General features: G+C 51.8%; 9 protein-coding genes. 4 read left to right on the forward strand and 5 right to left on the reverse strand.

Annotated features, from left to right (window positions below):
* Positions 1-36: 36 nt before the first annotated feature.
* A complete protein-coding gene (gene polA, locus Q3Y66_RS15865) occupies positions 37-2,826 on the reverse strand; it encodes a DNA polymerase I (protein ID WP_008959977.1) in 2,790 nt (929 codons plus the stop codon).
* Positions 2,827-3,010: 184 nt separating this feature from the next.
* Between polA and Q3Y66_RS15870 the strand changes: the two genes are divergently transcribed.
* Together Q3Y66_RS15870 and speA are read left to right on the forward strand one after the other, a co-directional pair.
* Positions 3,011-3,970 (forward strand): homoserine kinase, encoded by a 960-nt coding sequence (locus tag Q3Y66_RS15870; RefSeq protein WP_008959978.1) that lies wholly within the window; start codon positions 3,011-3,013, stop codon positions 3,968-3,970.
* Complete coding sequence (speA, locus tag Q3Y66_RS15875) at positions 3,967-5,907, forward strand: biosynthetic arginine decarboxylase (protein ID WP_008959979.1); 1,941 nt, start codon at positions 3,967-3,969, stop codon at positions 5,905-5,907. The genes Q3Y66_RS15870 and speA overlap by 4 nt, the downstream gene beginning before the upstream one ends.
* Positions 5,908-6,067: 160 nt before the next feature.
* On the opposite strand, the gene Q3Y66_RS15880 is transcribed toward speA, so the two are convergent.
* From Q3Y66_RS15880 to Q3Y66_RS15895, 4 genes are all read right to left on the reverse strand, one after another.
* Positions 6,068-6,733, reverse strand: a complete 666-nt coding sequence (locus Q3Y66_RS15880; RefSeq protein WP_008959980.1) for a fumarylacetoacetate hydrolase family protein — start codon at positions 6,731-6,733, stop codon at positions 6,068-6,070.
* A 118-nt stretch (positions 6,734-6,851) separates the two neighbouring features.
* On the reverse strand, positions 6,852-7,865 hold the full coding sequence (gene thpD / locus Q3Y66_RS15885; protein WP_008959981.1) for an ectoine hydroxylase: 1,014 nt from the start codon (positions 7,863-7,865) through the stop codon (positions 6,852-6,854).
* 172 nt (positions 7,866-8,037) lie between these two features.
* Positions 8,038-8,679 carry a hypothetical protein gene (locus Q3Y66_RS15890; protein ID WP_008959982.1) on the reverse strand — a complete coding sequence of 214 codons (642 nt, stop codon included), beginning with the start codon at positions 8,677-8,679 and terminating at the stop codon, positions 8,038-8,040.
* Positions 8,680-8,708: 29 nt separating this feature from the next.
* The gene (locus Q3Y66_RS15895) at positions 8,709-9,515 is read right to left on the reverse strand and encodes a Crp/Fnr family transcriptional regulator (protein WP_008959983.1); all 807 of its coding nucleotides are present in this window, start codon (positions 9,513-9,515) and stop codon (positions 8,709-8,711) included.
* Positions 9,516-9,923: 408 nt separating this feature from the next.
* Between Q3Y66_RS15895 and Q3Y66_RS15900 the strand changes: the two genes are divergently transcribed.
* Both Q3Y66_RS15900 and Q3Y66_RS15905 read left to right on the forward strand, forming a co-directional pair.
* Positions 9,924-11,216: an acetyl-CoA carboxylase biotin carboxylase subunit family protein gene (locus tag Q3Y66_RS15900; protein ID WP_008959984.1), complete on the forward strand. Its 1,293-nt coding sequence runs from the start codon at positions 9,924-9,926 to the stop codon at positions 11,214-11,216.
* Between the two features lie 17 nt (positions 11,217-11,233).
* Positions 11,234-13,276, forward strand: coding sequence for a CocE/NonD family hydrolase (locus Q3Y66_RS15905; RefSeq protein WP_008959985.1), 2,043 nt, complete (start codon positions 11,234-11,236; stop codon positions 13,274-13,276).
* Positions 13,277-13,875: the final 599 nt, after the last annotated feature.

Below are 13,875 nucleotides of genomic sequence, written 5' to 3' on the forward strand. Positions count from 1 at the left end.
TCATGGCTGCGGGGTTTCGTTTCTTTAAACTAAGAGTTAGTGCGCCTCATCCCAATTGGCGCCGCTTTCCGCCTCTACAATCAGCGGTACTTTTAGCGCAGCTGCACCCTGCATGCGTGTTTGCACCTGCTTGATAAACGCCTCGACCTGCTTCTCCGCCACTTCAAACACCAGTTCATCGTGCACCTGCATGACCATCAGTGCGTCGAACTCGCCTTCTTCCAGCCACGCATCCACGTCGATCATCGCCTGCTTAATGATATCGGCAGCCGTGCCCTGCATCGGCGCGTTGATCGCGGTGCGCTCGGCGCCTTGGCGACGGTTGCGGTTCTGGGACTGAATCTCCGGCAGGTAAAGCCGCCGACCTAGCACGGTTTCAACAAAGCCATCTTCAGCTGCCTGGGAGCGGATGCGCTCCATGTAGCGCGCCACGCCAGGGTAGCGGTCGAAGTAGCGATCGATGTAGGTCTGGGCCTGATTACGTTCGATACGCAGTTGGCGCGCCAGCCCCCAGGCGCTCATGCCGTAAATCAAGCCAAAGTTGATCGCCTTGGCGCTGCGTCGCTGGTCGCCGGAGACTTTCTCAAGCGAGGTACCGAAGACTTCCGCCGCGGTAGCGGTGTGGATATCACGCCCTTCGGCAAACGCCTCCAGCAGGCCTTTATCTTCGGAAAGATGCGCCATAATGCGCAGCTCGATCTGCGAGTAGTCGGCGGCGACAATGCGGTAGCCGGGGCGGGCGATAAACGCCTGACGAATTTTGCGTCCCTCTTCGGTACGAATAGGGATGTTCTGCAGGTTCGGGTCTGATGACGACAGCCGCCCGGTCGCGGTAACCGCCTGATGATAGCTGGTATGCACCCGGCCAGTGGCCTTATTGAGCAATCGTGGCAGCTTATCGGTGTAGGTGGATTTAAGCTTGGCAAGGCCACGGTGTTGCATGATGACTTTGGGCAGCGGGTAATCCAGCGCCAGCTCTTCCAGCACCCCTTCAGCGGTGGAGGGCGCGCCTTTAGGTGTTTTCTTGAGCACCGGAATCTTCTGTTCTTCAAACAGAATCTCCCCCAGTTGCTTGGGCGAGCCCAGGTTGAATTCACGCCCGGCGAGTTCAAATGCCTCGCGCTCCAGTTCGCGAATACGCTGATCCAGCTGCTGGCTCTGTTCGTGAAGTCGCTCGGCGTCCACGGCCACACCGTTACGCTCGATGCGCGAAAGCACCTTGATCAGCGGCAGCTCGATATAATCCAGCACTTCCGCCAGGCGCCCTTCATTTTCAACCTGGGGGCGCAGCGTTTGTTGCAGCCTCAGGGTGATATCGACATCTTCACAGGCGTAAGGCGCGGCTTGTTCCAGGGCAATTTGATTAAACGTCAGCTGCTTGGCGCCCTTGCCAGCAATCTCTTCAAAGGAGATGGTCTTTTCGCCCAGATACTTCAGCGCTAGCGAATCCATATCATGGCGCGTGGCGGTGGAGTTGAGCACATAGGAGGCCAGCATGGTGTCGGCAAACGGGCCGACGACAGCAATGTCATAGTTCGCCAGCACCGAAATATCGTATTTGAGGTTTTGACCGATCTTGGTTTTGGTTGGGTCTTCCAACAGTGGTTTTAGCGCGGCCAGCACCGCTTTGCGGTCAAGTTGCTGAGGGGCATCCAGGTAATCGTGGGCAACCGGAATATAGGCAGCTTCCCCCGCTTCCAGCGACACGCCGATGCCGACAATTTCCGCATCCATGTAGTTGAGGCTGGTGGTTTCAAGATCGAAGCAGAAGCGCTCGGCACCATGTAGCCGTTCCAGCCAGCGCTCAAATTCTGCTTGTTCGAGAATGACGTGATCTTCGCGAGCAGCCCGTTTAGCAACAGCGCTCGAACCCTCAGCATCGCTCTCTGTCGCTTCAGCGCTGGCGGGCGCAGGCTCGCCGCCTTTAACGTCATCGACGCCTTCGTCTTTGCCTTCCAGCAGTTCACCCAACCACTGACGGAATTCCATCTCTTTATACAGCGTCACTAGCGCTTCGCGGTCGGGATGAGCGATATCCAGGTCATCCAGGCCCACCGGCAGATCGCAGTCGACCTTGATGGTCGCCAGCTGATAGGAGAGAAACGCCTGTTCGCGATGCTCTTCAAGCTTCTTGGGCAGGGTTTTCGCCCCGCGGAAGGTGAGCGTTTTTACCCGCTCTAAATCGCTATAAATAGTATCCAGCCCGCCGCCCATCCCTTGCAGCAGCCCAATGGCGGTCTTTTCACCCACGCCGGGTACGCCGGGAATGTTATCAACCTTGTCACCCATCAGGGCGAGAAAATCGATGATCAGCGCAGGTGGCAGGCCGAACTTTTCCTCCACGCCCGCTTCGTCCAGGGTTTCATCCTTCATGGTGTTGACCAGCGTGATGTGGGCATTGACCAGTTGCGCCATGTCCTTGTCGCCGGTAGAGATCACCGCATCGCGCCCTGCCTGGGTCGCGTGGTGCGCCAGGGTGCCAATCACATCGTCTGCCTCGACGCCTTCAACGCATAGCAGCGGCAGGCCCAGCGCCTTTACACAGGCGTGCAGCGGCGCGATCTGACTGCGCAGGTCATCCGGCATGGGCGGGCGATGCGCTTTGTAGTCGCTGTACATGTCATCGCGGAAGGTTTTGCCTGGGGCATCGAATACCACCGCCATCGGGCTTTGCGGATAATCCTTGATCAGCCGTTTGAGCATGTTCAACACGCCCTTCACCGCGCCGGTAGGCTGACCATTAGAGGTCGTAAGCGGCGGCAGCGCGTGAAACGCACGATAAAGATAAGAGGAGCCATCGACGAGAACGATCGGAGCGCGAGCCATAACCAAGTTCCATTGTTGAAAAAGTGCTGAAGAGAGTGGCGAAAATAGTTGCTCACATAATACGCGTTGCGCGGGCTGCCTGCAGGGCCAAACTGGTGCTGCCACATTTACAGTGACAACAACGCTGCCAACTGAGCTACCAAGCCGCTACAATAATGGGCTTAGCAACCTGGGCGAGACATTCATGGCTGTATTCACCCCGCTTAGCGACGCACAGGTCGCCGCGTTCTTAGAAAAATTTGATGTTGGCAGCTTCGTTTCCCTACAGGGAGTGGCGGGCGGCACAGAAAATTCGACATTTTTTGTGACCACTGACCGTCGCGAGCTGGTTTTGACCCTGTTCGAACAGGGCGAGCACGCAGAGCTGCCGTTCTTTGTGGAACTGCTGGACTATTTAGACGAGCACCGCCTGCCGGTGCCCGGCACGGTACATGACCGCGAAGGTATCGCGCTGCACAGCCTGGAAGGTAAACCGGCGCTGCTGTTTCCGCGCCTGCCCGGCCGTCATCCAGAAGCGCCCAACTTGGCGCAATGCCACGCCCTGGGCGATACCCTGGGCCGCCTGCATGTGGTCTCAAAACGCTTTCCCGGCCACCGCCCGAACCCGCGGGATCTCAACTGGCTGCATGTGATGCACCACAAGGTGCTGAGCTATCTAAGCCCGGCAGATCAAACCTTGATGAAGGATCAAGTCGACGATTTTGAGGGCGCCTTTATTCAGCACAATGAGCTGCCGCAAGGCGCTCTGCACGGTGACCTTTTCCGCGATAATACCCTCTTTGAGGATGATCAGTTGGGCGGTATTATCGACTTTTATAACGGTTGCACCGGCGACCTGCTGTTCGACCTGGCGATTGTGATCAACGACTGGGCTTCCAACGACGACGGTACGCTTAACGCAGAGCGTTACGATACGCTATTGAGCGCCTATCTGGCACGCCGACCATTAACGACGGATGAGCGCGAGCTATGGCCCACCATGCTGCGCATGACGGCGCTGCGTTATTGGTTATCGCGCCTGCTGGTGGTTTACGTTGACCCGCCAGCGCATGATTTAACGCCCCACGACCCGGAGCGTTTCCGTACTATTTTAACGGCGCGCATCGCCCACGGTGCGCTGCCGCTGCCTGAGGTAACTGCATGAGTGTGACGGCCACTACTAGCCCTGCGCTGCGCGCTCGGCGCACCTGGAATATCGATCAATGGGGCAGCGGCTACTTTGATGTCGATGACCACGGCCAAGCCCTGGTCCGTCCGCTGGGTAGCGATGCAGAAGGCCCGGCGCTGCCGCTGAGTGGGCTGGTGCGTCAACTACAAAGCGCCGGTCTACGCCTGCCGGTACTGGTGCGCTTTAGCGATATTCTCCATGACAGGGTCGAACAGCTGTGTGGCGCCTTTGATGCCGCCATGAGCGATTGCGATTATCAAGGTGGTTACACCGCCGTTTACCCCATCAAAGTGAATCAACAGCGCCGCGTAGTGGAAGAGATTCTGGCTACCGCTGAGCGCGGGAGTGGCCGCGTGGGGCTGGAAGCGGGCAGCAAGCCAGAGTTGCTGGCGGTGCTGGCGCTCTCCGATGGCGGCTCCTCGCTGATCGTTTGTAATGGCTACAAAGACCGCGAGTACGTGCGCCTGGCGCTGCTGGGGGAGAAGCTCGGCCATAAGGTTTATTTGGTGGTCGAGAAGCTCTCCGAGCTGCAGATGATCCTGGAAGAGGCCCGCGAACTCGACGTTACCCCTCGTATTGGCCTGCGCGCCCGCCTTGCCTCGGTGGGCAAAGGCAAATGGCAGAATACCGGCGGTGAAAAATCCAAGTTCGGGCTGACCGCCAGCCAGATTCTCGAGGTGGTAGACACCCTTCGTCGCGAGGACGCGCTGGAAAGTTTGCAGTTGGTGCACTTCCACTTGGGCTCGCAGATCGCCAACATCCGCGATATCCAGCGTGGCCTGCGCGAGTGTGCCCGTTTCTATCAAAACCTGATGCAGCTGGGCGCGCCCATCGATACCGTGGATGTAGGCGGCGGCTTAGGAATTGATTACGAAGGTACCCGCTCGCGCAGTTTCTGCTCGGCCAACTATTCGATGCGCGAATACGCGCGCAATGTCGTCAGTGCCTTTGCCCAGCTATGCCAAGAGGCCGACCTGCCCCAGCCGCATCTCATCAGCGAATCCGGCCGCGCGCTAACCGCCCACCACGCGGTGCTGATCACCAACGTGATTGGCGAAGAGCGTATTGATGACACGCCGCCTGAACGCTATTCCCTAGGAGAGGGCCAAGAAGAGAGCCAGGAAGATGCCCAAGTAGAGCTTCTCTGGCGGGTGTTTGAGCAGTTGGCAACACACCAAGAGCCACGCATGCTAGTGGAAGCCTGGCACGACCTGCTTCAGGCGGTTAGCGAATTGCAGGACCGTTTTGTGATGGGCCTGAGTGATATTACCGCCCGCGCGGAAGGCGAACGCGTCTACATGGCTGCCTGCGCGCGGCTGCGCACTCAGCTTGACACCCGCAACCGTGCCCACCGTGAAATCATGGACGAGCTAGCGGAGAAGCTGGCCGACAAGCTGTTCGTCAACTTCTCGCTGTTCCAATCGGTGCCTGACGTTTGGGGCATTGAGCAGATTTTCCCGGTGCTGCCCCTCAGCGGGCTGGATCAAGCCCCAACCCGCCGAGCAGTGATTCAGGATATTACCTGCGATTCCGATGGCCGCATCGACAGCTATGTCGATGGCCAGGGCGTAGAGAGTACCCTGCCACTGCCCGAATGGGCATCTGATGATGAGCGCTGGTTAGGCTTCTTCCTGGTAGGTGCCTATCAGGAGATTCTTGGCGATCTGCACAATCTGTTCGGCGATACAGACTCTGTCGATGCCGCGCTTAATGCCGACGGCGAGTGGACACTTTCCAACCCGCTGGCGGGAGATTCAGTGGCCCAAGTGCTCGCCTACGTCAACTTCAATGCCAACGTGCTTAAGCAAAAGCTCACCGACCAGTTAGCCGCCAGCGGCTTTACGGCCGATGAACAAGCCCGCTTTGCGGCAAGCTTGAGCGAAGGGTTGGAAGGCTACACGTATCTTGAGTAACGCGGCTTGAGCCACTTGGCCCTAGCGAACGTTTTTGTCGGCTAAAACAAGAAACGCCACCCTGATTGCGGGGTGGCGTTTCTTTTGGTCGTCACAATTTACAATAACCTTGGTGATGGCGTACTCAACATATACCTCAATGGTCTCGCAGCTCGCTTAACTACTCAACTACGCTGGTTTCGATTTCCAAACCACCGGTCAAGGTTAAGCGCAGTGACGAGCCGCGAACGAGTTTGCCAACGCCTGAGGGCGTACCGGTCAAAATGACATCACCCGGTTCGAGGGTAAAGTGGCGGCTCATTTCGGCCACCAGGGACGGGATAGCAAAAATCATATCAGCCCCCTCGCCGTGCTGGCGCTCTTCACCATCAATCTCAAGCGTGAAAGCCAGCGCATTCCAATTGGGCACCCGGCTTAACGGCAAAAACGACGAAAGCGGGCAGGCGCCATCAAAGGCTTTGGCGATTTCCCAAGGATGGCCCTTCTCTTTAAGCGTCGTCTGCACATCACGTAAGGTTAAATCCATCGCCAAGCCGATACCGACAATCGCCCGCTCGGCTTCATCCATAGTGGCATGGGTTAAGGTTTCGCCCACTAACAGAGCAAGCTCTGCTTCATAATGAACATCGCCCCGTGAAAACGGCGGATCTAAGGGCTTACTTAAATCTACGACGCTGGAAGCCGGTTTAATAAACAGCAACGGCTCTGTAGGAACCGGATTATCCAACTCTTTCGCATGGTCGGCATAATTGCGGCCGATGCAGACAACTTTGCCCAACGCGTGGGGAAACTCCTGGCCATCGGTGAACTGTAGAACAAAACGCATGGCGGGTATTCTCCTTCTCATTATGCGTGCCGCATTCGCAACGACAGGCGCAACAGTTTACCCCACCTAGACGAAGGTTCCACAACCTTCAGCCATCAATTTGTTCCCCCACCACTCATTAGCGATACTGCTGCGCCTGCTGGTCAAGGCTGTGAGCCAAGAAATCAGGGCGCTGCTTAGCTGCCGCATAGGGCGCATCACAACGATTATCGCGACGATTAAAAACAAAGAACACGTTGCTACGTGGGTCAGGCGAAAGATTGGCATTCGACGCATGTAGAGTATTGCAATCGAACAGCAGCAAGCCGCCCGCTTTACCCTTCGGCGCTTCAATACCGTGTTCAGCCACTAGCTCGGTTAGCGCTTCCGGGCTTGGTACGCCCACTTCCTGCGCTTTCAGCGAGCTTTTGTGGTTATCCTCTGGCGTTTCACCCAGGCACGGCACAAACTTGTTGTGCGAGCCGGGAATCAACATTAACGGCCCATTGAACTCGTGGTTATCGGTCAAGATCAACGAAGCACTCACTGCGTGCATCGCCGGCATGCCATCTTCCGCGTGCCAGGTTTCAAAATCGGAGTGCCAGTTAAAGCCCTTTCCGGCAAACCCTGGCTTATAGTTGATCCGCGACTGATGCACGTAGGGGTCGTCGCCAATAATTTGACGCGCAGCGCCCGCTACTCGCTCGTCGCTGGCCAGTTCACCCAAGCGTTCAGAGAGGAAATGCACCGCAAAGAGTGAGCGGATTTCCTGGCTTTCTGGCTCTGTCACGCTGAAATCTTTATTGCGGTACTCATCGTTACTCATCAGCGCCGTCATTTCTTGACGCAGCTCATCAAGCTCCGCGCCTTCAATGAGGTTGGGAATAAACAGAAACCCTTTGCGCTCGAACTCATCAAGCTGCGCTTGGCTTAAGGGGCCGGAAAGCTGGCGCCCTTTCACGACCGCATCTTGTCGCGGCAGCCAGGTTCTCTCAGGTGTATTGGTTAAGCGCGACGGGTAGGCATCCTGTACCTGTTCGCTTTGAACCTGTTTGCTTTGAACCTGGGTACGCTGAACATTAGGTGTATCCGCCATTTCGCTATATTGCTTATGTGCGTTTACAGCATTTAGCGGTGTGCTTTTGACTGTCATCTAATCCACTCCTTGTATGATTAGGTTTCAGATCGAATTATGTTGCAGGGGATAGCGTAGACAAACAAAATCAGCTTGCAAGGGTTAATAACGCTTTTCATAACGTGTGTTACGTGAAAAAAATTGAAGCTTCCTTTATCTGCGTTTATTTGCGCTAGTTAAATCTTCTACATTAGCTAAACCCTGGGTAATCTTTTCTTTCCTGCTTCAAGGCCCCCATCAGCTTTTTCCGCTCATGAACAGTGGACCAAGAGGTTGTGTTCCAACTTAACGGCTTAAAAAAATCGCCTGTTGACGATTTAAAAAACTTAAAATGCCGAGAAGCGCCTAACAACCTCTTATCTGCCCCATGAAAAAAGACAACGAATATATTAATATTGTCGCCCGGTTCAATATGAATGGCATCTTGCTTAGTTTCTTCTTCCTCCTTTGAAAGACAAGGATAAAATATACCGCCCACCTCTAGTTTGACACAGCTTCCAGGAAGAATAGTGCCTTGATATTCCCACTTATCGCTACCATTAACTTCTTTTTTAAAAAGCCTTTCTCCATGTAAATCGTCAAGATTGTAAACTTGTTTATCCTGACCGCCCTCAATACTAAAGAACACATTCCTTACATAAACAGGCTCAGCCGCCATATTCGTAAAAGCGAGCTTCATACTGCTACAGTCGTATCCTTCCGTATGAATAATAAAACGAGCTCGCCGCTGGCGCTTAAACGTTAGAAAAAATAGCTGGGCAAAAACCACCCAGATTAAAAAAGTGCCTACTTCAACAAACGCCATCACCAATTCAAAATAATTCTCCATCATATTATTCCACTTATTTAAAACAAACGAATTCAAAACAAGCGGAGATGCCCGTAAATAATATTTTCATCGAAACCAGTATACTCTGCCAACAACTCTGGCTCTAATAGCTTAATACTATTCCTACTCTTCCTAATCAACTTTTTTTGTTCTAAAGAAGTCATGCACCTGCTAACATGAACGCTGGTAATACCTAACAGCTCACCTACCACCTCTTGAGTAATAGGAAAAGAAAATACATTTGAATCAATCAGCTTTTTAAAATTATACCTTGCGTATATTTCAAGTAAAAAATGCGCAACGCGCTCTTCTGCCTTATGATGTGTACAACTTCTAAGCCTTTCAATAGTAATATTATCATTAACCATGATATAAGAAACGACAGCCCTTCTTATATCTGCATTTTCTTTAAACAAATCATGCACTTCATTAACAGAAACCTTATCTAACTGACAGTTCTGTAACCCCAGTATCGTAATATCATGATTATCGAAAAAACTTTCTCGCAAGCCAACAATATCGCCCGGCATGTAGACATTACATATATCTTGCCCATGGCTTTTAAAAGTATGGCACAAGCTTACCCAGCCTTGTTTTACAATAAATATCTCTGCCCTTCCCTGGCACAAAGAGTATAGCTTTTGGTTTCTTTTCAACTCCATACTTTTAACATTAACACTCGACAAAATATCTATAGAGTCTGTTCCAATCTCTGCATAATGGCTCAGTATATTACCAAGATTAATTTCCTTGGCTTGCAACCCTGTCACACCAGGTAACTGAGCATAATGACCGCTCCCTTTAAAAACATCACTGTGTATATCAATTGCATTGCTCATCTTCTCTACACTCCCTTGTAGTTAGACAAAACCTGATTTACAAAGTAAAACCTTACAATCCACGTACATATAAAGAGCTAATCGAGAGGTAGAATGATAGTTAACCCCTCTCGTTTCCACAAGCTAAGCCACTATTTTTAAGAGCCATTTATTAACATAGATTAAGGCGCTGCTACAAAAACATTAGCGAGCTAACAAAAATAGTAATATAGGGTTAGAGCTTGTGAATATAAGTAAGCATTGATGTTTATTAAATATAAAAACAGCCGAATCAGTTATAACATATGTTATTGATGTAAAAAGAAATGATCTTGAAGCTCTAGCATCGCAACATGCGCTTTTTACAACTAATTGGTGCTTAGTTACATCATTGTTTTATTGCTACTTTTAACTTTCAAGGATGCCATCATGAAAAGGAATATTTTTATAGTAGCCTTAGAAGATAAGCAAAAGGCCATGCTTGAAACGTTGCGCCAGTCAAAAGAACTGGAGATACACGGCCTGCTCACGGTCGATACAGCGGTTGAAGCAAAACAGTTCTCTTTTAATGAAGTGCTGGAAGCCGCAAGAGAGCAGCTTGCTAGTTTTCCAGGCACTGTAGACGCTATTATTGCACAATGGGACTTTCCTACCAGTGTTTTAGTACCCATTCTATGCAAAGAGTATGGAATTCCCTCACCTTCTGTGACCAGTGTTTTAAAGTGCGAGCATAAACTCTGGAGCCGAATGGAGCAGCAAAAAGTTATTCCAGAAGTAGTGCCTCGCTTTTGCGGCGTTGACCCCTTTTCAGAATCGCCATTTGATCAAGTCACCTTAAACTATCCCTTCTGGATTAAGCCTGTAAAAGCTTTTTCCTCTCACCTCGGCTTTAAAATTGAGAATTTCGAGCAGTTTGAAGCAGCGATAGAAGAGATAAGAGAAAATATTAACCAGCTAGGCGATCCATTTAATGAGGCGCTGGAATACGCTGATACCCCTGAAGAAATTAAGCAATCAGGTGGCAATGCTTGTATCGCAGAGGAAATCATCAGTGGTGTACAAGGCGCGCCTGAAGGCACCATGTTTCAAGGTGAATTCAATGTGCATGGCATTATTTCGCAGCCAAAATCCAAACTGACGGAAACGCTATTTGACCGCTTAGAGTATCCAAGCAATTTGCCTGAACATGTGCATCATAAAATGATCGAGGCTTCCAGAAAATTCCTTGAACACATCGGTTACAACAATGGGTGTTTCAACGCTGAATTTATGTGGAATGAAGCAGAAGATAAGCTCTGGCTAGTGGAATTCAATACGCGCATTTCACAGTCGCATAGCGAGATATTCGTGATGGTCGATGGTATGTCGAACCACGAAGTCGCTGTTGACATTGCCTTGGGCAATCGCCCTTCTCTGCTTAATCGCCAGGGGGTAGCGCCTGTCGCTGCCAAGTGCTTTATTCCCTGTGAACACCAGGATGGCATTGTTAGAAAAATCCCCAGCAACGCAGAGATTAACGATATCAAATCGCTCTACCCGCACACAGAAGTGAAAATTGATGTCGAAACTGGTCAACGCTTAAGCGACTTAATGCATCAAGACAACTTTTGCTATCGGCTAGGTACGCTTTATTTAGCCGCCGACAATCACGACCAAATTGAGGAGCAGTTTGAGTACTGCTTGAAAGCTCTCAAATTTGACATCGAGCACGTAGACGAATGAGCAAATAAGAGGCGATCATGCAAATAGTAGAATCATTTCCCTATTCAGTCCGTGAAATCGAGAATGTATTCATTCCCATGCGGGACGGAAAAAGATTAGCCGCCCGCATTTGGCTGCCCGAGAAAGCGGAGACTTCACCGCTACCGGCCATCATGGAATATATTCCTTACCGAAAGCGGGATATCACACGTGGAAGAGACGCGACCAACCATGCTTATTTAGCAGGCAATGGCTATGTTTGTGTGCGCGTTGATATGCGCGGCAGTGGCGATTCAGATGGTGTGCTGACGGATGAATATACCCAGCAGGAGCAACAAGACGCCGTTGATGCTATTGAATGGATTGCCAGGCAGGCGTGGTGCAATGGCAAGGTAGGCATGATGGGCATCTCGTGGGGCGGCTTTAATAGCTTGCTAGTGGCGGCCAAACAGCCCGCCGCGCTTAAAGCTATTATCAGCATTTGTGCCAGTGACGACCTTTACGCGGACAATATGCACTATATGGGCGGCTGCTTGCTGGGCGATAACTTATCCGAAGCAACCGTTATGTTTGCTTTTAATGCGTTGCCACCTGACCCAGAGATCGTCGGCGCTGACTGGCGCGACATGTGGTTTGAGCGCATGGAGAAAAGTGGTTTATGGATTGATCAGTGGCTTAGGCATCAACGTCGCGACGCTTATTGGTCAACCAGCTCGGTATGTGAATATTACTCCGCTATCCAGTGTCCGGTTTACGCAATCGGCGGGTGGGCCGATGGCTTTACCAATACCGTCTTTAGGTTAATGGAACACCTTGAGGTGCCACGTAAGGGGCTCATTGGTCCTTGGGGCCATAAATATCCCCACCAAGGGCTACCAGGGCCAGCAATAGGCTTTTTACAAGAAGCCCTCCGCTGGTGGGATTATTGGTTGAAAGATGAGCCAAACGGGATCATGGATGAACCGATGCTACGTGCTTGGCAGCAAGATAGCGTACCTCCCGATAACTCTTATGATGATAGGCCTGGTCGCTGGATAGGCGAGCGCCAATGGCCAAGTAATAACATCCAAGAGCGCAGTTACGCTTTATTGCCGTACCAGCTAATCGCTGAATCACAAAGCCAGCAAGCGCTTAGTGATGTTCATGAATACGCTTCAATGGAATTACAGTCACCGCTTAGCGTGGGGCTGGAAGCGGGCAAATGGTGCTCTTATTCAGCCACCCCGGATCTTCCTGGCGACCAACGAGAAGAGGATGGCGGCTCGCTTATTTTTAGCAGCCCAAGCTTAACCGAGCCCCTCTGTATCTTCGGTATGCCTGAACTAGCGTTAGAGGTATCAAGTGACAAGCCCCAGGCAATGTTGGCAGTTCGCCTTTCAGACGTAGCCCCTGACGGCAAGTCAACACGGGTTTCCTATGGGTTACTGAACCTTACCCATCGGGATGGCGACTCACATCCAGAACCTCTTGAGCCGCATCGGCGCTACCGCGTTACCATTCCGCTAAACGGTATCGCTCAGCAATTTCCAGCGGGTCACCAAGTAAGGGTGTCTATCTCCACCTCTTATTGGCCACTCGCATGGCTGCCGCCTGAGCCTGCAAAAGTCACTGTGCATTTGGAGAACTGTCAGCTAACGCTTCCCGTTAGGGAGCCACAAACGAGCGATGCCGATCTTTCACCTTTTGACACACCGCAATCGGCATCTGCGCTTGATACCAAGCTCTTGGAACCTAGCGAACATAACTGGTTGTTGCATCGCGACTTGGCAAGCAAAGCATCCACGCTTGAAGTGATTAACAACCAGGGCCGTTTTCGTATTAATGATATAGGTACTGAAATTCATCGCAGCGCCACCGAGTACTATCGCACCGTTGATGATGATTTCACTTCCGCCCGGGGTGAAACATTCACAGAATCTTGTTTTAAGAGAGGCGACTGGAATACCGAAGTGTACACAAGGACCACGCTAAGCTGCACGACGGACAATTTCATTGTCCATGCCCAGCTGGATGCTTACGAAAATGAGCATCGCGTGTTTTCTAAAAACTGGGAAAGCGTGATTCCCCGAGACAATGTATGAATTTAAAAACTGATATTTAAAAACTAATGTTTAAAAACTAATAGCCAGACTCACAAGCCGTTGCTTTCACACCTCGCCGCCCGAGTACATCCTTAAAGGGCGGCGTAATTTTTTAAGCCTATTCAGTGAGCGTTTCAAGATACGCCGTTATATCCCTGGCGTCCTGCTCCGTGACCTCCAGGTCTGGCATTGCAGTAAGAGGATCCACTTGGGTGGGATGACGAAGCCAACGCACCCTATTATCGTTGTTATTGGAAAGTTCCCTGCAATGTAGCGGCGCTCTCCCATTCTCGTCAAAGGTGGACCAACATCGGCTTGTGGCCCAACTTACCCTGGAATCCGATGGCAGGTAATACAGGCATAACCCTACATCGCTAGGCGCCCTCGCTCGGCATTGGGAAAAGTGACGCCTATCGCCAACCACTGCTTGTTACCGCGATTGACCCCTGAGCCAGCGCAGCGGCATCCATGGTGATACAGCTCAGTAATAGCAGCCCCAGGTTAATGCTGGGACATAACAGCGGCGGCGTCTCCCCCGAGGGCGGCCAAGCTGCCGCACGCGCAGCCAGATACAGGTAGCTGATCGGGAAAGTTTTTCT

The sequence above is a fragment of the Halomonas sp. HAL1 genome (assembly GCF_030544485.1).
GTDB classification, from domain to species: Bacteria; Pseudomonadota; Gammaproteobacteria; order Pseudomonadales; family Halomonadaceae; genus Vreelandella; species Vreelandella arctica.

Excerpts from the sequence above, each read along its gene's own strand:
- polA (WP_008959977.1), bottom strand. The coding sequence starts at position 2,826 with ATGGCTCGCGCTCCGATCGTTCTCGTCGATGGCTCCTCTTATCTTTAT.
- Q3Y66_RS15870 (WP_008959978.1), top strand. The coding sequence starts at position 3,011 with ATGGCTGTATTCACCCCGCTTAGCGACGCACAGGTCGCCGCGTTCTTA.
- speA (WP_008959979.1), top strand. The coding sequence starts at position 3,967 with ATGAGTGTGACGGCCACTACTAGCCCTGCGCTGCGCGCTCGGCGCACC.
- Q3Y66_RS15880 (WP_008959980.1), bottom strand. The coding sequence starts at position 6,733 with ATGCGTTTTGTTCTACAGTTCACCGATGGCCAGGAGTTTCCCCACGCG.
- thpD (WP_008959981.1), bottom strand. The coding sequence starts at position 7,865 with ATGACAGTCAAAAGCACACCGCTAAATGCTGTAAACGCACATAAGCAA.
- Q3Y66_RS15890 (WP_008959982.1), bottom strand. The coding sequence starts at position 8,679 with ATGATGGAGAATTATTTTGAATTGGTGATGGCGTTTGTTGAAGTAGGC.
- Q3Y66_RS15895 (WP_008959983.1), bottom strand. The coding sequence starts at position 9,515 with ATGAGCAATGCAATTGATATACACAGTGATGTTTTTAAAGGGAGCGGT.
- Q3Y66_RS15900 (WP_008959984.1), top strand. The coding sequence starts at position 9,924 with ATGAAAAGGAATATTTTTATAGTAGCCTTAGAAGATAAGCAAAAGGCC.
- Q3Y66_RS15905 (WP_008959985.1), top strand. The coding sequence starts at position 11,234 with ATGCAAATAGTAGAATCATTTCCCTATTCAGTCCGTGAAATCGAGAAT.